Raw genomic sequence first — 17,431 nt, forward strand, 5'->3', positions numbered from 1 at the left:
GGGTCATCGATCTCTCCTATCGTTACGAAACGTTCCGTTATATAAAACGGACCGTTTCGTTTCGTCAAGAGGTCGTGTATGAGGATGCAGCAATTCATGGATAAGACAGGTCGAATGGCTGAAGAGGCTGGCTCGGGACGCAAATCGATCGGCGCGCGGCGAAACCCGGAAAGCGCCGGCGCCATTCTCGACGCCGCCGAGGCAGTGCTGGTCGAAGCCGGCTATGCCGGTTTCTCCATCGAGGCCGTGGCGCGGCGGGCGCGCGCCGGCAAGCCCACGATCTACCGCTGGTGGCCGAGCAAGGCGGCTCTGCTGCTCGACGTCTACCAGCGGGGCAAGCGCGTCGACAATCCGGACACCGGAAAGCTGGAGGACGATCTCGTTGGTTTCCTGAAGAGCCTGTTCTCGCACTGGCGCGAAACCTCGTCCGGCAGCGTGTTCAGATCGCTGATCGCCGAGGCCCAGTCCGATGAAGGCGCGGCAGCAGCGCTTGCAGACTATGCGAGAGGGCGCCGCGCCCATACCGGCCAGATGGTCGAGCGCGCCAAGGCGAGGGGCGAAGTTGCGGCCGATATCGACCCGACGCTCGTTGCCGACCTCATGGCCTCCTATGCCTGGACGCATCTCCTGACCAATCGCCTCGACGAAGACGACGCGGCCATACGCAAGGCAGTCCGCTATGTGATGCACGGCATTGCCGTGCGTATCCGCTGAAACAAAAGGGCGCGACGAACAACAGTTCGCCGCGCCCTTTTGCGGAGTCTCTTGCGCTTACTTGCCGTTCTCCATCGCGTCGACCGCGGCCTTCAGCTTCTCGTCGGGGATCTCGACCTTGGCGGCTCCGCGCAATTCCTTGACCATGGCGAAGTATTTGTCGCGGATCACGGCCTGCCTGGCCTGGTCCTTGACGTCGTCGAAGGCCGGCGGCTGCTTGGCGCGCTTGTCCTCGACCTTGATGACATGCCAGCCGAACTGCGACTGCACCGGCTCCTTCGAGTATTTGCCGACCTCCAGGGCAGAGGCCGCCTTGTCGAACTCAGGCACCATCTGCCCGGGACCGAACCAGCCGAGGTCGCCGCCATTCGATTTACCGCTTGGGTCGCTGGTGTGCTCGTTGGCGAGTTTTTGGAAATCGGCACCGCCGTCGAGCTGCTTGATGATCGCCTCGGCCTCTTCCTTGGTCTTCACGAGGATGTGACGGGCGTGGATTTCATTGACCGGCGGCGTGTTGGCGATTTCCTGGTCATAGCGGGCGCGGACTTCGGCGTCCGTCACCTTGTTGACGACCTCCTTCTCGACCACCTCGCCGTGCAGGGCGCGCTGCTGCAGGAACGCCATGCGGCGCTGGAAATCGGCATCCTTGTCGAGACCGCTGTCGACCGCCTTCTTGGCCATGACGCGGATTTCGATGGCAGCCGAAAGGGCGGCGGCGCGGCGCTGTTCCGGCGGCAGCTGCTGGAACTGCTGCGACAGCTCGCCTTCGGCGAGCGCAAGATCGGCCTCGGTCAGCTTCTCGCCGTTGATGGTGGCGACGACGGCGTTCGGGTCGACCGGCGCAGCGGCGGGAGCCGCGGCATCCGGCTGGGCGGGCTTGGTTTCCTGCGCCATCAGCGGCGACAGTGAAAGAGCCGAGAGCCCGAAGGCCAGGCCAAGGCTGGCGAGCGACGCGCGGCGGAACAGCAGGGACATCAAGATAAACTCCAATGGGGATTGCCAATAAGGATGGCTTGAGCGGAAAGGTTCCAGATCAGTCCGATTGTGGCGGAATTTGGCGCTGCCCGGAGGGCTAACGCGGCGTTGACATCGATTGAGCCCCCTCTTATCTGTCCAACGACTTGGCGTCCAGAACCGTTTTCCGGGCGCTTTTTGCGTTTGTCCGCATTCACGCGGATTTGATAGGCCCGCCAGGCGCCTGTCGCAAACGGCTAAAATTGCTATCGAAAGGACCATTGGATGGTCAGTCTCGGCGGTCTCGCCCGTAAGGTTTTCGGCTCCTCCAACGACCGCCGAGTCAAGGCGACCAGGCCCCGGGTCGAGGCCATCAACGCCATGGAAAACGAGATGCGGGCGCTGTCCGATGCCGAGCTTGCGGGCCGCACGGAAAAATTCCGCCAGGATCTCGCCAACGGCGCGTCGCTCGACGACCTGCTGATACCGGCTTTCGCCACCGTGCGCGAAGCGGCCCGCCGCGTTCTGAGCATGCGTCCCTTCGACGTGCAATTGATCGGCGGCATGGTGCTGCACAATGGCGGCATCGCCGAAATGCGCACCGGCGAGGGCAAGACGCTGGTCGCCACCTTGCCGGTCTATCTCAATGCGCTTGCCGGCAAAGGCGTCCATGTCGTCACCGTCAACGACTATCTGGCCAAGCGCGACGCGGAATGGATGGGCCGCATCTACAAGTTCCTCGGCCTCACCGTCGGCATCATCGTTCACGGCCTCTCCGACGACGAGCGCCGCGAGGCCTACGCCTCCGACGTCACCTATGCCACCAACAACGAGCTCGGCTTCGACTATCTGCGCGACAATATGAAGTACGAGCGCTCGCAGATGGTGCAGCGCGGCCATGCCTACGCCATCGTCGACGAGGTCGATTCCATCCTGGTCGACGAAGCGCGCACGCCGCTGATCATTTCCGGTCCGCTCGAGGACCGCTCGGAAATGTACAACACCATCGACGCCTTCATGCTGAGGCTCGGCCCCCCCGACTACGAGGTCGACGAGAAGCAGAAGACCACGATCTTCACCGAGGACGGCACCGAAAGGCTGGAAAACATGCTGCGCGACGCCGGCCTGCTGAAGGGCGAGTCGCTCTATGACGTCGAGAACGTCGCCATCGTCCACCATGTCAACAATGCGCTGAAGGCGCACCTTTTGTTCCAGAAAGACAGGGACTACATCGTGCGCAACGGCGAGATCGTCATCATCGACGAGTTCACCGGCCGCATGATGCCTGGCCGCCGTTATTCGGAAGGCCTGCACCAGGCGCTGGAGGCCAAGGAACACGTGGCGATCCAGCCGGAGAACCAGACGCTCGCCTCCGTCACCTTCCAAAACTATTTCCGCCTCTACAAGAAGCTCGCCGGCATGACCGGCACGGCGCTGACCGAGGCCGAGGAATTCGCTAACATCTACAATCTCGAAGTCACCGAGATCCCGACCAACCTGCCGGTCGTCCGCAAGGACGAGGACGACGAGGTCTATCGGACGGTGGACGAGAAGTACAAGGCGATCGTCAAGGAGATCAAGGAAGCGCGCGACAAGGGCCAGCCGATCCTAGTCGGCACCACCTCGATCGAGAAATCCGAGCAGCTGGCCGAACGCCTGCGCAAGGACGGTTTCAAGAATTTCGAGGTGCTGAACGCCCGCCACCACGAGCGGGAGGCGGCCATCGTCGCCCAGGCCGGCAAGCCCGGCGCCATCACCATCGCCACCAACATGGCCGGCCGTGGCACCGACATCCAGCTTGGCGGCAACGCCGACATGCGCATTGCCGAGGAATTGGCCGACATGCCGGCCGGGCCGGAACGCGAGGCACGTGAAAAGCAGATCCGCGACGACGTCGCGCAGTTGAAGGAAAAGGCGCTGGCCGCCGGCGGCCTCTACGTTTTGGCCACCGAGCGCCATGAATCGCGCCGCATCGACAACCAGCTCCGCGGCCGCTCCGGCCGCCAGGGCGATCCGGGCCGCTCGAAATTCTTCCTGTCGCTGCAGGACGACCTGATGCGCATCTTCGGCTCCGAGCGCATGGACGGCATGCTGCAGAAGCTCGGTCTCAAGGAAGACGAGGCGATCATCCACCCGTGGATCAACAAGGCGCTGGAAAAGGCGCAGAAGAAGGTCGAGGCGCGCAACTTCGACATCCGCAAGAACCTCTTGAAATATGACGACGTCTCCAACGATCAGCGCAAGGCGGTGTTCCAGCGACGCATCGAGTTGATGGACGGCGAAGGTCTGTCCGAGACGGTCACCGAGATGCGCGAGGGCGTCATCGAGGAAATCGTCGCCAAGAACATCCCCGAAAACGCCTATGCCGAGCAGTGGAACGTTGCCGGCCTGAAGGAGGAAGTGGCGCAATTCCTGAACCTCGACCTGCCGGTCGAAGAGTGGGTCAAGGAAGAGGGCATCGCCGAGGACGACATCCGCGAACGCATCGCGGCGGCTGCCGATGCAGCCGCGAAGGAACGCGCCGACCGCTTCGGCCCCGACGTGATGAGCTATGTCGAGCGCTCGGTGGTGCTGCAGACGCTCGACCACCTGTGGCGCGAGCACATCGTCAATCTCGACCATCTGCGCTCGGTCGTCGGCTTCCGCGGCTATGCCCAGCGCGACCCGCTGCAGGAGTACAAGGGCGAGGCCTTCGAACTGTTTCAGGCCATGCTCGGCAACCTGGAACAGGCCGTCACCGCGCAGCTGATGCGCGTCGAGTTGGTCCGCCAGGCGGCGGACGCTCCCCCGCCTGAGGCGCCCGACATGTTCGGCAGCCATATCGACGGCACCACCGGCGAGGACGACTTCCAGGGCGGCGAGACCGCGCTTCTGGTCCGCCAGGATCACAACACGATCGTCGCGCCGGAGAATCGCGATCCGAAGAACCCGGCGACCTGGGGCAAGATCGGCCGCAACGAGGCCTGCCCCTGCGGCTCCGGCAAGAAATACAAGCACTGCCACGGCGCCTTCGCCTGATCCTCTCTTCCTTCTCCCCGTTTTTACGGGGAGAAGGTGGCCCGCAGGGCCGGATGAGGGGCTGCGCCGGTGTTCGGCGATCTGCCAAACACCGAACTGCTCCAGCTTCCCTGGCCGGTAAGCCTCACAGCAGCCCCGACGCCCGCGCCGCCGCCGTCGCCTCGCCGCGCGAGACGGCCTCCAGCTTCTCCAGCACCGCCGAGACGTGGTGATCGACCGTCTTCGGCGAGATGGTCAGATGCGCCGCGATCTTCTTGTTGGAGAAGCCGCGCTCGATCAGTTGCAGCACCTCCATCTGGCGTTGCGTGAGGCCCGCTTGATTGGCGCGCGTCGCCTGCCTTGGCCCTCTCGCGATATGGCTGACGCCGCTTTGCCGCATCATGCCGCGCACATGCTGCGCCACCGGCCTTGCGCCAAGCGCTTCAAGAATGTCGAGCGCCTCGCGCAGCGCCGCCTCGTTGCCTTGCAGCAAGGCGAGCGCGCGCTCGAAGGGAGCGTCCGTCCCTGCCCAGAACGCCGCGGCGCCGCGCCAGTCTCCGGCAAGCAGAAGGCGATGCGGCTCGGCCATGCCAATGGTCTCGCCGGGATCGCTGTCGGGCGACAGCAATTGCCGCCAGATCGCCAATTCGCCGAACACCGCCCGCGTCGGCGACTGGCTTTCGGCGAGGTCGATCAGGCGGAGCGCCTCGTCCGGATCGCCTTGCCCGAGCCATGCGAGCTCCGCCATCACCGCCGCGTAAGGCACCAGCCGCTGCAGCTCCATGCCCTTGTCCAGGAAGCTTGTCATCTCGTCCAGCACCGGCTCGGCCGATGGATCACCCCGCCTGATGCGCAGCCTTGCCAGCGCCACCAGCGAGGGGTAGCGCACCAGCGCGGTCGCTGCCTCGTCGTCGATGACGTCATGCGCTATCGCCGCCGCGTCGTTCCACAGGCCGCGCCGCAGCAGCAACTGCGCCTGAACGCCGCGCATGTAGTCGCGCCAGGTCGCCAGATCGTTCTCGACGCAATAGGCGATGCCGCGTTCGAGGAAGGCTTCCGCCTCGTCGAAGCTGAGCCGGTTCATCTCGACGCAGGCGCAATTGGTGAAGGCGCGGGCCGCATGCTCCTGGAAATTCCCCGCAAGGGCGATTCCCAGGCTGCGGGCGAGATCGCGTCGCCCTTTGGCGAAATCCAGCCATTGCCCGGCGGCGCCGACATTGTTGAGTGCGTGACACAGGATGTCCGGCCGGTTCAGCCGCTCCGCCAGCGCGATCGCCTTGCCACCCAGCGAAAGCGTCTCGTCGAGCCTTTCGGCCAGCATCGCCAGTTGGGAAAGGTTCGAGTAAGCCATGGCAAGCTCGGGACTGTCGGGCGCCGTTTCCAGAAGCTCGACGGCCTGCGACCCGAACCGGTCCGCCGCCTCGCGGTCGCCGAGCAGGTAGGCGAAGCGTGACAGGCATCTGAGGCTGTCGCCTTCCTTCAGCCTGTCGCCCAACGCTTGCTGCAGCCGGCGCGCCTCACGCTGCGCCTCCATGGCCGCGTTGATGCGGCCGATGAGATGGCATTCGAAGGCATGGCCTTCGTGCAGCGCGGCCCGGCTTTCCATCGGCAGGCCATCGCAATACCGCAGGGCGACCTCGTAATGGCCGGCGGCATCGCGATGCGCGCCGACGCGGGAAGCCTCGCGCGCGGCAAGCGGCGCAAGCTCGCGCACCGCCTCCAGGTTCTGCGCCTCCACCGCGTGATGCACCAGCCTTGCGGTGGCCACATCGGGGTTTTCCTGCAGTGCTGTCAGCGCGCGCTGGTTGTACTCGCGCCGTCGGCTCGGCGTCAGCGCCATCTCGATGGCCCGGCGAGCGATCTCGTGCCGGAAGGCGTAGCCGTCGCCGAAATCCTCGAGCAGGCCTTGGCTGACGCATTCGGCGAGCTGACCGGCGGCGGCGATCCCGCACAGGCCCTGCAGTGCCCAGGCGTCGGCGCGGCGCGGAAACACGGACACCGCGTCGAGCATCGAGCGGGCGCCGGGCGACAGCCGCTCCGCCCGGGCCAGCACCGCGTCGCGTACGCTGGCCGGCAGCGCGCTGTCGCTTTCGGCGGCAAGCAGTTCGGCGACGAAGAAGGCATTGCCGGCGGTGGCCCGGTAGATCGCTTCGCCCTCGCGACCGGCCTGTTCCGCGAGCGACAACACGGCGGCCTCACTGAGCAGCGGCACCTCGATACGCGTGACATTGCTGGCCGGGATCTCGCCGAGCGCCCGGCGCACGCGCATCTGCCCCTCGCTGCGGTCGGTGCGCGCCGTGACCAGAAGCAAAATGTGGGTGTTTGCAATGCGCCGGCCGAGGAAGCGGACGAAATCGAGCGTAGCGTCATCCGCCCAATGCAGGTCCTCGATGACGAGCAGGCTCGGACCCTTCGCCTCGAAGACGTCGAGCGCATCGGAAAACAGCGGCAGCCGCTGCCCCTGCCGGGCGTCGATCGCCCGCGGCAATTCCCATTGCGCCTCGCGGGCGAGGTCGTAGAGCGGCCCGAGCGGATCCGGGATCGACAGGTCCTCGCAGGCGCTGCGAAGCAGCGTCACGCCTTGCCCGACATGACCGACGAAGGCCTCGACCAGCGCCGTCTTGCCGGCGCCGGCCTCGCCTGACAGCGCCGCGACGCGGCCGCGGCCCTGCATCGCATCCGCCACAAGGGCCTCCAGTTGCCGCAGTTGCGTCTGCCTTTCCAGAAGCATTCTCGTTTCTCTCGCAAAGTCAGGATTTCACCGCGGCGGGTGCCGCCTCGATAGTCCGGATGAGCGCGCCATAATGTGACCTTCCACACATTATGGTGCCTCTCTCCACAAATAACGCCCCTAATGTGGGGAATCGTCCCGCCCAATATGGGGAAAGGTTCCGATGCGCGGCTTTTGCGAGCGTGGTTTTAGTGCGGCCGCGCTCGAACCGAGCGTGATTCAATCACCAAAGGAAAACCAATCATGCCTCGCTATCTGGTTGAACGGACATTTCCCGATGGGCTCAACGTGCCGATGAACGATGCCGGCGCGACGGCCATGGGCGGCGTCATCGCCCGCAACGCCGAAAAGGGCGTGACCTGGGTGCAGTCCTTCGTCTCGCCCGACAAGTCGAAGAGCTTCTGCATCTACGACGCCCCCTCGCCCGAGGCGATCCGCAGCACCGCGCAGAAGAATTCGCTTCCCGTCGACAAGATCACGGAGGTGCGGGTCCTCGACCCCTACTTTTATCGCTGATCAAGCGGACGATGCGCTTCAGATCATCCCTGCCGGTGGCGGACCTGATGGCGTGCCGGACGGCGAGGGAGTATCCGCCCCGGCGCATATCCTCGCGCCACGGCGCGGCATCATCCAGCGGGCCGTGGCGGCGCTGCTTTCGCCTCTGCGAAACCGGCGCCGCCGATTGCCCCCGCGGGACGATTATCTGAGACGCGATATCGGCCTCGAGGAGCGCGAGATGCCGCGCGAATACTGGGAATATTGGTGGCATCACCGTTGATGCAGCCCCTTCCCTTCTCTCCGTCTCTAAGGGGAGAAGGGAGCACTCCACCCACCCTTTCTTAAGGTGTTTCGGATAGACGGGACCGCTGGAAAGAGGCGGAAAACGGAGAGTATTCGGGGTGCGCTTTTCCGCGGCGACGACTGCCGGGCGGTTCCTGCCGCAGCGCTTAGCGCTGCGCATGCGGCCGTTGCTTGGCCGCATCGATGCCGTGCTGTTCACCGCCGACGAACGCGGCGAAGCCGGCCGCATGTCGCTGATCGCCTTTTCCATCCGCATCGTCAGCGCCGTCATCGCCTTCATCAGCCAGGTGCTGATGGCGCGCTGGATGGGCTCGTTCGAATACGGCATCTTCGTGCTGGTCTGGGTGACGATGGTCATCGTCGGCAACCTTGCCTGCCTCGGCTTCCACACCTCGGTCATCCGCTTCATTCCCGAATATCGCGAGCGCGGCATGCTCGCCGAGCTGCGCGGCATCGTGCTCGCGAGCCGCCTGTTCGTGCTGGTCGCCTCGACGGTGATTGCGGCCCTCGGCGCCCTCGGCGTCTGGCTCGCCTCGCCCTGGATCGAGAACTACTATGTCGTTCCCTTCATCCTCGGCGTCATCTGCCTGCCGATGATCGCGATGGGCGATCTTCTGCAGGGGCTGGCCCGCGCCAATTCATGGGCGCTGTTCGCGCTGTCGCCGACCTATCTCGTGCGGCCGGTGCTGATCCTGGTGTTCATGGCGCTTATGCTCGCCCTGAACTACGCCCCGGACGCCAAGACCGCGATCTTCGCCTCGATCGCCGCCACCTATGTGACGACGCTCGGCCAGTTGATAGGCGTCACCTCACGCATGGACAAGAAGATCCCGGCCGGCCCGACGACCGTGCATTTCGGCCAGTGGTTCCTCGTCTCGCTGCCGATCTTCCTGGTCGAGAGCTTTTTCTTCCTGCTCACCAATGCCGACGTGCTGATGGTCGGCGCCTATCTCGACCCCAATGACGTCGCAATCTATTTCGCTACCGTGAAGACGCTGGCGCTGGTGCATTTCGTCTATTTCGCCGTCAAGGCGGGCGTCGCCCAGCGCTACGCGCAGTTCACCCATGGCGAGCCGGAACGGCTTGCCGCCTTCGCTCGCGAGACGGTCTCCTGGACTTTCTGGCCGTCGCTGGCGATGGCGCTGCTGGTGCTGGCGCTCGGCAAGCCGATGCTGGTGCTGTTCGGCCCGGAATTCACCGCCGGCTATCCGCTGCTTTTCCTGCTCGTCTTCGGCGTCGTCGCGCGCGGCGCCGTCGGCCCCTGCGAAAGCCTGCTCACCATGAGCGGCAACCAGAACATCTGCGCCGCCGTCTATGCCATGACGCTTGCCCTGAACATCGGCCTCAACGTGATGCTGATCCCGCATTTCGGCCTCTGGGGCGCGGCGGTCGCCACCAGCCTCGCCATGATCTTCGAGGCCAGCGCGCTGTCTTTCACCGTCTGGCGCAAGCTCGGCATCGTCATGGCGATTTTCGTGCCTGCAAAGAAGGAAGTCGCCTGATGGCCGCCGTTCCGTTGCTAGAGGAGACCAGCGGCGGCCCGGCCGGCGCCATGGTGTCGGGCCTTGCGGGCCTCGCCAGGGAGGCGGACCCTGCCCATATCGAGCTGTTCGCCAACAACAGGCCGGAGCGCAGGCTCGCGATCTATCCGGCCTCCGCAGGCTTCGATCTCGTCGAGGAGCTCGATTATCTCAGCGCCCGCGCGATCGAACCCAACGTGTTCTTCAACCCCCGCTTCCTGGCCCCCGCCATGCCGAGGCTCGAGGACCGCGAGGTGCGGCTGGCTGTCATCCGCGACGGCGACGAGTTCCGCAACCGGCTGCGGCTTCTGGTGCCGTTCTCGGTCGAGCGGCCGGCGATCCCGCTCGGCGTCCCGGTCATGCGCACATGGTCGAGCCCGTTCGGCCCGCTCGGCGCGCCGCTGGTCGATCGCGACGACCCGGTCGGCGTCATCGAGGATTTCTTCTCGATGCTGTCGAGGCCGCATCTCAAGCTGCCGAAGGTCTTTGTGCTGCCCGACATGAGGCTGGACGGCCCGGTGGCGAGCCTGCTCACCTCCTTTGCCGACAGCCGCGGCCTGACCCTGGTCGTCACCGGCAAGGCCGAGCGCCCGGTGCTGGAGAGCGATGCCGATGGCGACGACTATCTCAAGGCATCGCTGCGCTCGCATCACTATCGCGAATTCCGCCGCCTGAAGCGGCGTCTTGCCGACCTTGGCAGGCTCGAGCATGTCGTGGCGCGCGGGCCGGACGAGATCCGCCACGCCATCGAGAGCTTCCTGACTCTGGAGGCCGCGGGCTGGAAGGGCCGCGAGCGCACCGCCATGGCGATCGACCGCTACCGCGCCGCCTTCGCCCGCGAGGCCGTGCACCGGCTGGCAGAGCACGACATGTGCCGCATCCATTCGTTGAAGCTCGACGGCCGCACCATCGCCTGCCTGGTGGTCTTCGTCGAGGCGGGCGTCGCCTACACCTGGAAAACCGCCTATGACGAGGCGCTCTCAGCCTATTCGCCGGGCACGCTTCTGATGATCGAGGTGACGAAACAGCACCTCGACGACCCCAACATCGTCATGACCGATTCCTGCGCGGTGCCCGACCATCCGGTGATGAGCCGGCTGTGGAGCGAGCGCAAGCCGATGGGCACGCTGGTCGTGGGTCTGACGCCGGACGCCGACCGCCTCGCCCGCCAGGCAGCCTCGCAATTGCACCTCTATCGCGAGACCCGCAACATGGCGCGCATCCTGCGCAACCGCATGCGGAGCCTCTTGAAAAGGCGCTAGATGGAGAGCGCTGCACAGGCTATGGCATGCGGCGGGCCGATCCGGTCCGCCTTCCTCGAAAAGCAATCCAGATGATCAGAACCTTCCTGCGCCATGTCGGTCCGCCAATCACGCTGCTTGGCCTGCTGCTCGCCCCACTGCCGACAACCGCCTTCGCAGGCTCCTGCCCCGAGGATTGCAGCGAGCCTCCGCCGCCGCCCGTCAACATCTACAGCCATACCACCGCCGGCCATCTCGACGCCGCCACGGCCGGCGCGCTGCCGCGCGTCTATGTGCCGAACCGCTCCTCGAACAGCGTCTCTGTGATCGACATGGTGACGCTCAAGGAGGTCGAAAGGTTCCCGGTCGGCAGCAAGCCGCAGCATGTCGTTCCCTCCTGGGACCTGAAGACGCTCTGGGTGGCCAACAACGGCACCGGCAAGAACGGCAGCCTGACGCCGATCGACCCGACGACCGCCAAACCCGGCAAGCAGGTGCAGGTCGACGACCCCTACAACATGTATTTCATGCCGGACGGCAGCGCCGCCATCATCGTCGACGAGGCGCTGAGGCAGCTCGACCTGCGCGATCCGCGGACCATGGCCCTGAAATCGATCATCCCGGCGCCGACCTGCCCCGGCATCAACCACGCCGATTTCTCGGCCGACAATTCCTATGCGATCTTCACCTGCGAGTATGGCGACGGCGGGCTGGCAAAGATCGACCTGAAGAACCAGAAGGTGCTCGGCCATCTCGACCTGTCGAAGATGGGCATGCCGCAGGACATAAGGCTGTCGCCCGACGGCAAGATCTTCTACGTCGCCGACATGATGAATGACGGCGTCTTCCTCATCGACGGCGACAGCTTCAAGGAGATCGGCTTCGTCGCGACGGGCATAGGCGCGCATGGCTTCGTCGTCAGCCGCGACGGCAAGCGGCTCTACGTCTCGAACCGCGGCTCGCACAAGATGGAGCAGGGCCGCGCCGACGGGCCGGGCAGCGTGACGGTGATCGACTTCGCCACGCGCTCGGTCGTCGCCCAATGGCCGATCCCCGAAGGCGGCAGCCCCGACATGGGCAATGTCAGCGCCGACGGCAAGCAGCTCTGGCTCTCGGGCCGCTTCGACAGCGAGGTCTACATGATCGACACGGCGAGCGGCGCCGTGACCAAGATCCGCGTTGGTGTGGAACCGCATGGCCTCACCGTCTGGCCGCAACCCGGGCGGTATTCGCAGGGGCATACGGGGAATATGCGGTAGCGTGCTCGGGACCTTGCACCCCCTCCTGCCCACACTTGTTCCCGCTCTGGAGCTGCGGAATGTTGGTGAACCGCTCGTCTCCGTTCATGATTCGGTGGTTTAGCCAAATGGAATTGATGGCTGCTCATGCTGAGGCCGAGACCACACGAGCGATCTTCTCCCGCAGCCATCGATGCGCAGCATCGCGGTCGTACGAGGCATGCCAGAGCATCGACACCTGGAAGCTCGGCAGGTCAAACGGCAGGTTGCTGGTCGCCAATTGGAACTGCTGCACGAAGCTCTGAGCCAGCGCTGCCGGCAGGGTCGCAATCGCGCCCACCGGCCGCAGAAGGTGGGGAATGGCAAGGAAATGCGGCGTGGACAGTAACACGCGTCGGCGTTGCCCAAGCAGTGCTAGTGCATCGTCGACGACGCCGCGAGGATCCTCCCGCGACGACGCCAGCACATGCGGCAGCGATACGTATTCGTTCAGGGTGATCGGTGCGGACACCTGAACCAAGTCCGGCGGATAAAGGCACAGGTAGCCTTCAAGATATAAGACGCGCCGCTTGTGGGTCGTATCTCCTTCCGTAAACACGCCGATACCGAGGTCGAGTTCGCCTCGGTCCAGCAAGTCGAGCACCGCAAAGCGGTCTGTTGAACGCACCTGCACCGCGATGCCGGGCGCCTCCGCAGCAAGCGCGCCCAACAGGCGCGGCAGCAGCGTGCTTTCCAGGCTGTCGGGGACAGCAATACGGAAGCGGCGCTCCGCCGTAGCAGGCTCGAAGCCCGGTTGTTCGAGGACGATCGCCGCCACGCCGGTCAGCACCGCGCGTACCGGTGTGGCCAGAGCCAGCGCCTTCGGGGTCGGACGCATTCCATCGGCACTGCGCACCAGCAGTTCGTCACGAAACAACGCACGCAGGCGCGCGAGGTTGTAACTCATCGCCGACTGTCCCAGTCCCACCCGCGCCGCGGCGCGTGTCACGCTCCTCTCCGACAGCAACGCGTCAAGCGCCACCAAGAGGTTGAGGTCGAGCCGAGCGAGATTAGCGTGATCGATTCCCATAAGGAGTGTCATCGATTGGGCAAATGAGCGCTCCGCGTTTATCTCGGGGACATGGAGCGCGCAAGTCTTGCCCTACCGCTCGAGACGAGGATCAGATCATGAAAGTAGTTGAGGTGACCGCCTACGGCGAATCGGACGTGCTGGCTCTGGTCGACAGAACCGAACCGACTCCGGCTTCCGACCAAGTCATCATCGCCAACCACTATGCTGGCGTGAACTTCATCGACATTGCCATGCGGCGCGGCTGGTATCCCTTTCCGGCCGTGCCCACTCCTTTTGTGCCCGGCACCGAGGGCGCGGGCATGGTTGTGGCGATCGGTTCGTCAGTCCGGGATTTCAAGATCGGCGATCGCGTCGCCTATATGCAAAACGAGAGCGCCGGTCTTGAGCGCGCCTATAGCGAGCTTATCGCAATCGAGGCTGACAAAGTCGTGCCGCTCCCCGACGACATCTCATTTGAGATAGCGGCTGCTATGACTGCGCAAGGCATGACGACGCACTATATGCTCAATGAGATCAGGCCCGTGCGGCCGGGCACGACGGTGTTGGTTCACGCTGCCGCTGGTGGGATGGGTCGCAACCTCGTGCAGTGGGCGAAGCACCTTGGCGCCACCGTGATCGGCACCTGCAGCACCAGCAAGGTCGACGTGGTCAAGAGGCTCGGCGCCGACTACGTCATTGACTACACCAGGGACGATTTCGTCGCGATCGGCCGTGACGTCACCAACGGTAGAGGCGTCGATCTCATCATCGATGGCATCGGCAAAACGACGTTGGCCGGCGATCTCGAACTCGTCGCGACGCGCGGGAATATTGTCACCTATGGACTTGTCAGCGGCGAAGCCGATCCGGTCAACGTCCACCACCTGATCCATAGGTCGCGCGCGATCCACGGGTGCGATCTCTTCGACTACATCGCCGATCCAAAGGAGCGGCGCATGCGTGCTGCGGCCGTCTGGCAGGCGATCCGCGAAGGTTGGCTTACGCCGCAGATCTCGGGCGTCTATTCGCTTGAGAACGCCGCCGCGGCGCAGGACCAGCTCATTGACAGAAGCAACGTCGGCAAGATCGTCATCGAGATCGGCTCCGTGTGAGGCAAATCGCAAAGCCGCCGTGATGAGCACGCCTGCAAACTGCAACGCCGCCGCAGGCGCTCGGGCTTTCGATCGGCGTGTCCGGTTGCTAACGGTGGGGAAACTTTGCCATCGGCACCGACGCCTTCGTGGTCTCGGGCATCCTGCCAGCTATCGCGGCGGACCTTCGGGGTGGATTGGAGCGAAGGATGGTGCCCCTAGCCGGGATCGAACCAGCACTCCTTGCGGAACTCGATTTTGAGTCGAGCGCGTCTACCAATTCCGCCATAGGGGCTCAGGCCGGGCGGCCTGGATGGGCGCGGACTATACGGTTGGACGGGCTTTCGTCAACTGGCCTGTTGCGGATTTGACAAACCCGCCGGTGCCCCTGCCACAGCTTTTCGGTTTCATGGTGGCGCCGCCATTGTGCGGCGCGGAAAATCTTTCTAGACAGACGGCGTACCTGCGCCGAAACCCTTGCTGCGGCGCTTTGGGTCCTTGTCTTCCTGCCTGTCGTCGCCCAAAAACCGCAAGCGCCTCGGGGTGGCATTCATTAGGAGAGCCGATGCTTCGCGGACTTTACGACTGGACCCTGTCGCTGGCGGCGCGCAAATCCGCCGAATGGTGGCTGGCCTTCATCGCTTTCGTCGAAAGCTCTGTCTTCCTTGTGCCGGCCGACGTGCTCTATCTGCCGATGGCGCTGTCGCGGCCCGACCGCGCCTATCGTTACGCGCTGATCGCAACGGTCGCCTCGGTGCTGGGCGGCATCGCCGGCTGGTTCATCGGCCACTATGCCTATGAGGCGGTCGCCAAGCCGATCCTTGAATTCTATGGCAAGTATGACGAGTTCGAGCAGTTGCGCCTCTCATCCGGCGTCGGCTTCATTATCCTGATGCTGGTTACCTCAGGCGCCGCGCATTTGCCGCCGATCAAGGTGGTGACGATCCTGTCCGGCGTCATCGGCGTCAACCTCATGCTCTTCATCGGGCTTGCCATCGTGGCGCGCGGCGCCCGTTTCCTGCTGCTTGCCTGGCTGCTGCGCCGCTACGGCGAGTCGATCAAGGAGTTCATCGAAAAGCGCCTGGGTATGATCGTCAGCGCCGGCGCCGCTGCCCTTATTTTGCTCTATATCGCGGTCAGATACGCCCACGGATAAAGCCAAGCGAACGGACCCTTCGATGACAGCGACCATGAATGCCGACACCGGACGCCAGCGGACCCGCGCGGCGCTGTTTCTCGCCGTCGCCATGGCTGCGACCGTCGGCTCGGCGCTCGCCTTCCAGTACATAGGCGGCTATATCCCCTGCCATCTCTGCCTGGAGCAGCGCACCCCTTACTACATCGGCGCGCCGCTGATGCTGGTGGCGGTGATTGCTTCAATGCTGCGCGCGCCGGCCTGGGTGACGCGCGCCCTGCTGGTGATCGGCGGCCTGCTGATGCTCTACGGCCTCTATCTCGGCGTTTACCATTCCGGCGTCGAATGGGCCTGGTGGCCGGGTCCTGCCGACTGCACGGCCGGCGCCGGCCCGGTCGACACCGGTGGCAAAGGCGTGCTCGACGCGCTCGACAAATTCGTGCCGCCCTCCTGCGACAAGGCCGCGCTTCGCATCCTCGGCCTGTCGCTCGCCGGCTGGAACGCCATCGCCAGCCTTATCCTGGCCGCCGTCGCCTTCCGCAGCGCGCTCTCGCGCGACTGAGCCAATTCGATCGAGCGACGCCACGCAGAGTTCGAGCAAGAATTCGGCAGGCTGAGTCGGATGGCGCAGCTTTCGACGTCCGAGCCAGATCGACCCCCACTCCGTCTCGGCTTCGCCGAGCCACCTCTCCCCCGATCGACGGGGTAGAGGAAGGGCGCGAGCCTATTCTAGCCAGCGCTCCTCCAAAGGCTCCCTTCCTCTCCCTCCGAAGGGGGGAGAGGTGGCGCTGCGAAGCAGCGACGGAGTGGGGGAAGCCGGTCGTTAAACGCGAAGCCGCTGATAAGTGAACACGCCGAACTGGTCCGATATCTGGGAGTGTCAGACAATCGCGGCCTGGCAAGTCCATGAGCACCGGCCCACGCCGGCCGTAGCCCTTAACCACCACGACCACCTCCCACTGGTGCTTCGACCGGCGAAGGCCGGAAGCGCAGAAAGCTGCGCCAGGCGGCCAGCATGGCGGATTTGTGCCGAACTCTACGGTTCGAGTTCGACATCCCAGTACAGATAATCCATCCAGCTTTCATGCAGATGGTTGGGCGGGAACAGGCGGCCGTTGTTGTGCAGGTCGTGCACCGTCGGCTGATAGGGCTTCTGCAGCGGCCACATCTTGGCCTGCGCCGGCATCATGCCGCCTTTCCTGAGGTTGCAGGGCGAGCAGGCGGCGACGACATTCTCCCAAGTCGTCGCCCCGCCGCGATGGCGCGGGATGACATGGTCGAAGGTGAGATCCTCGGGGGTGCCGCAATACTGGCACTGGAAGCGGTCGCGCAGGAAGACGTTGAAGCGGGTGAAGGCCGGATGCCGCGACGGCTTCACATAGGCCTTCAGGCTCACCACGCTCGGCAGCTTCATCGAGAAGGTCGGCGAGGAGACCGCGTGCTCGTATTCGGCGACGATGTTGACCCGGTCGAGGAAGACGGCCTTGATGGCGTCCTGCCACGACCAGAGCGACAGGGGATAATAGCTGAGCGGACGGTAGTCCGCATTCAGCACCAGCGCTGGAAGCCCATCCGGAGATACGGCAACCGTCACGTTGTTGGCCTCCTTGGTTCAGCGCATGACCCCGAAAATCGTATGATTTTCGGAAAGGATCATGCGCCGCTTCAAAAGTCCTACAGCGTTTTAGCACATCCAACCGGATGCGCGGCGCTGTAGCCGAACGGCGCGGATACTGTAAGCCCGACATGACAGGGATGTGAAGCGGATTGTCATTCGGCGAAACCGTCAAAAACGCATGATTTTCATGCTTTTTTGGCCATTTCGACAGGGGGCGCCGCGTCCCTGCCCTTCAATTCGCGGTAGTAGGCCCAGAAAAGCCGCGACGCGACCCCTCGCCACGGGCTCCATGATTCGGCCAGCCGAATCAGTGTTTTCTCCGGCGGACGGGGGTCGATGC

The 17,431-nt window shown here is 64.5% G+C and carries 14 protein-coding genes, 1 tRNA gene and 1 pseudogene; 10 read left to right on the top strand and 6 right to left on the bottom strand.

Going from position 1 to position 17,431, the window contains the following annotated elements; genetic code table 11:
• Positions 1–114: 114 nt before the first annotated feature.
• Positions 115–714: a TetR/AcrR family transcriptional regulator gene (locus EOA29_RS07240; protein ID WP_126091746.1), complete on the top strand. Its 600-nt coding sequence runs from the start codon at positions 115–117 to the stop codon at positions 712–714.
• A gap of 57 nt (positions 715–771) precedes the next feature.
• Here EOA29_RS07240 and EOA29_RS07245 read toward each other — a convergent pair whose 3' ends face one another.
• Positions 772–1,689: a peptidylprolyl isomerase gene (locus EOA29_RS07245; protein ID WP_126091745.1), complete on the bottom strand. Its 918-nt coding sequence runs from the start codon at positions 1,687–1,689 to the stop codon at positions 772–774.
• A 264-nt stretch (positions 1,690–1,953) separates the two neighbouring features.
• Here EOA29_RS07245 and secA point away from each other — a divergent pair, with 264 nt between their 5' ends.
• A complete protein-coding gene (secA, locus tag EOA29_RS07250) occupies positions 1,954–4,686 on the top strand; it encodes a preprotein translocase subunit SecA (protein WP_126091744.1) in 2,733 nt (910 codons plus the stop codon).
• Positions 4,687–4,810: 124 nt separating this feature from the next.
• On the opposite strand, the gene EOA29_RS07255 is transcribed toward secA, so the two are convergent.
• Entirely contained in the window at positions 4,811–7,396 is a 2,586-nt protein-coding gene (locus EOA29_RS07255; RefSeq protein ID WP_126091743.1) for a LuxR family transcriptional regulator, read from the bottom strand.
• Positions 7,397–7,639: 243 nt separating this feature from the next.
• Between EOA29_RS07255 and EOA29_RS07260 the strand changes: the two genes are divergently transcribed.
• The 5 genes from EOA29_RS07260 (at position 7,640) to EOA29_RS07275 (ending at position 12,217) form a co-directional block, all read left to right on the top strand.
• Positions 7,640–7,912: a DUF4242 domain-containing protein gene (locus tag EOA29_RS07260; protein ID WP_126091742.1), complete on the top strand. Its 273-nt coding sequence runs from the start codon at positions 7,640–7,642 to the stop codon at positions 7,910–7,912.
• A gap of 52 nt (positions 7,913–7,964) precedes the next feature.
• Positions 7,965–8,174, top strand: a complete 210-nt coding sequence (locus EOA29_RS41250; RefSeq protein ID WP_127301061.1) for a hypothetical protein — start codon at positions 7,965–7,967, stop codon at positions 8,172–8,174.
• Between the two features lie 121 nt (positions 8,175–8,295).
• The gene (locus EOA29_RS07265; RefSeq protein WP_126091741.1) at positions 8,296–9,699 is read left to right on the top strand and encodes a lipopolysaccharide biosynthesis protein; all 1,404 of its coding nucleotides are present in this window, start codon (positions 8,296–8,298) and stop codon (positions 9,697–9,699) included.
• Positions 9,699–10,979, top strand: coding sequence for a GNAT family N-acetyltransferase (locus EOA29_RS07270; RefSeq protein WP_126091740.1), 1,281 nt, complete (start codon positions 9,699–9,701; stop codon positions 10,977–10,979). The genes EOA29_RS07265 and EOA29_RS07270 overlap by 1 nt, the downstream gene beginning before the upstream one ends.
• A 71-nt stretch (positions 10,980–11,050) precedes the next feature.
• A complete protein-coding gene (locus tag EOA29_RS07275; RefSeq protein ID WP_126091739.1) occupies positions 11,051–12,217 on the top strand; it encodes a YncE family protein in 1,167 nt (388 codons plus the stop codon).
• Between the two features lie 124 nt (positions 12,218–12,341).
• On the opposite strand, the gene EOA29_RS07280 is transcribed toward EOA29_RS07275, so the two are convergent.
• Positions 12,342–13,265 (bottom strand): LysR family transcriptional regulator, encoded by a 924-nt coding sequence (locus EOA29_RS07280; protein ID WP_126091738.1) that lies wholly within the window; start codon positions 13,263–13,265, stop codon positions 12,342–12,344.
• A gap of 98 nt (positions 13,266–13,363) precedes the next feature.
• On the opposite strand from EOA29_RS07280, the gene EOA29_RS07285 reads away from it, so the two are divergent.
• A complete protein-coding gene (locus EOA29_RS07285; RefSeq protein ID WP_126095733.1) occupies positions 13,364–14,359 on the top strand; it encodes a quinone oxidoreductase in 996 nt (331 codons plus the stop codon).
• A 189-nt stretch (positions 14,360–14,548) separates the two neighbouring features.
• On the opposite strand, the gene EOA29_RS07290 is transcribed toward EOA29_RS07285, so the two are convergent.
• A tRNA-Leu gene (locus EOA29_RS07290) sits at positions 14,549–14,633 on the bottom strand.
• Between the two features lie 270 nt (positions 14,634–14,903).
• Between EOA29_RS07290 and EOA29_RS07295 the strand changes: the two genes are divergently transcribed.
• Positions 14,904–15,494, top strand: coding sequence for a YqaA family protein (locus tag EOA29_RS07295; RefSeq protein ID WP_126091737.1), 591 nt, complete (start codon positions 14,904–14,906; stop codon positions 15,492–15,494).
• 22 nt (positions 15,495–15,516) lie between these two features.
• Positions 15,517–16,035 (top strand): disulfide bond formation protein B, encoded by a 519-nt coding sequence (locus EOA29_RS07300; RefSeq protein ID WP_126091736.1) that lies wholly within the window; start codon positions 15,517–15,519, stop codon positions 16,033–16,035.
• Positions 16,036–16,509: 474 nt separating this feature from the next.
• On the opposite strand, the gene EOA29_RS07305 is transcribed toward EOA29_RS07300, so the two are convergent.
• Positions 16,510–17,067 carry an HNH endonuclease gene (locus tag EOA29_RS07305; protein WP_027167440.1) on the bottom strand — a complete coding sequence of 186 codons (558 nt, stop codon included), beginning with the start codon at positions 17,065–17,067 and terminating at the stop codon, positions 16,510–16,512.
• A gap of 209 nt (positions 17,068–17,276) precedes the next feature.
• Positions 17,277–17,431: pseudogene (locus EOA29_RS42875) on the bottom strand (DNA-3-methyladenine glycosylase 2 family protein); the annotation flags it as partial.

The sequence above is a fragment of the Mesorhizobium sp. M1E.F.Ca.ET.063.01.1.1 genome (genome assembly GCF_003998155.1).
Lineage (GTDB): Bacteria > Pseudomonadota > Alphaproteobacteria > Rhizobiales > Rhizobiaceae > Mesorhizobium.

What these genes read in the sequence shown, in the direction of transcription:
- secA (WP_126091744.1), top strand. Translation starts at nt 1,954, where the DNA reads ATGGTCAGTCTCGGCGGTCTCGCCCGTAAGGTTTTCGGCTCCTCCAAC.
- EOA29_RS07300 (WP_126091736.1), top strand. Translation starts at nt 15,517, where the DNA reads ATGACAGCGACCATGAATGCCGACACCGGACGCCAGCGGACCCGCGCG.
- EOA29_RS07295 (WP_126091737.1), top strand. Translation starts at nt 14,904, where the DNA reads ATGCTTCGCGGACTTTACGACTGGACCCTGTCGCTGGCGGCGCGCAAA.
- EOA29_RS07280 (WP_126091738.1), bottom strand. Translation starts at nt 13,265, where the DNA reads ATGGGAATCGATCACGCTAATCTCGCTCGGCTCGACCTCAACCTCTTG.
- EOA29_RS07240 (WP_126091746.1), top strand. Translation starts at nt 115, where the DNA reads ATGGCTGAAGAGGCTGGCTCGGGACGCAAATCGATCGGCGCGCGGCGA.
- EOA29_RS07285 (WP_126095733.1), top strand. Translation starts at nt 13,364, where the DNA reads ATGAAAGTAGTTGAGGTGACCGCCTACGGCGAATCGGACGTGCTGGCT.
- EOA29_RS07275 (WP_126091739.1), top strand. Translation starts at nt 11,051, where the DNA reads ATGATCAGAACCTTCCTGCGCCATGTCGGTCCGCCAATCACGCTGCTT.
- EOA29_RS07270 (WP_126091740.1), top strand. Translation starts at nt 9,699, where the DNA reads ATGGCCGCCGTTCCGTTGCTAGAGGAGACCAGCGGCGGCCCGGCCGGC.
- EOA29_RS07255 (WP_126091743.1), bottom strand. Translation starts at nt 7,396, where the DNA reads ATGCTTCTGGAAAGGCAGACGCAACTGCGGCAACTGGAGGCCCTTGTG.
- EOA29_RS07245 (WP_126091745.1), bottom strand. Translation starts at nt 1,689, where the DNA reads ATGTCCCTGCTGTTCCGCCGCGCGTCGCTCGCCAGCCTTGGCCTGGCC.
- EOA29_RS07260 (WP_126091742.1), top strand. Translation starts at nt 7,640, where the DNA reads ATGCCTCGCTATCTGGTTGAACGGACATTTCCCGATGGGCTCAACGTG.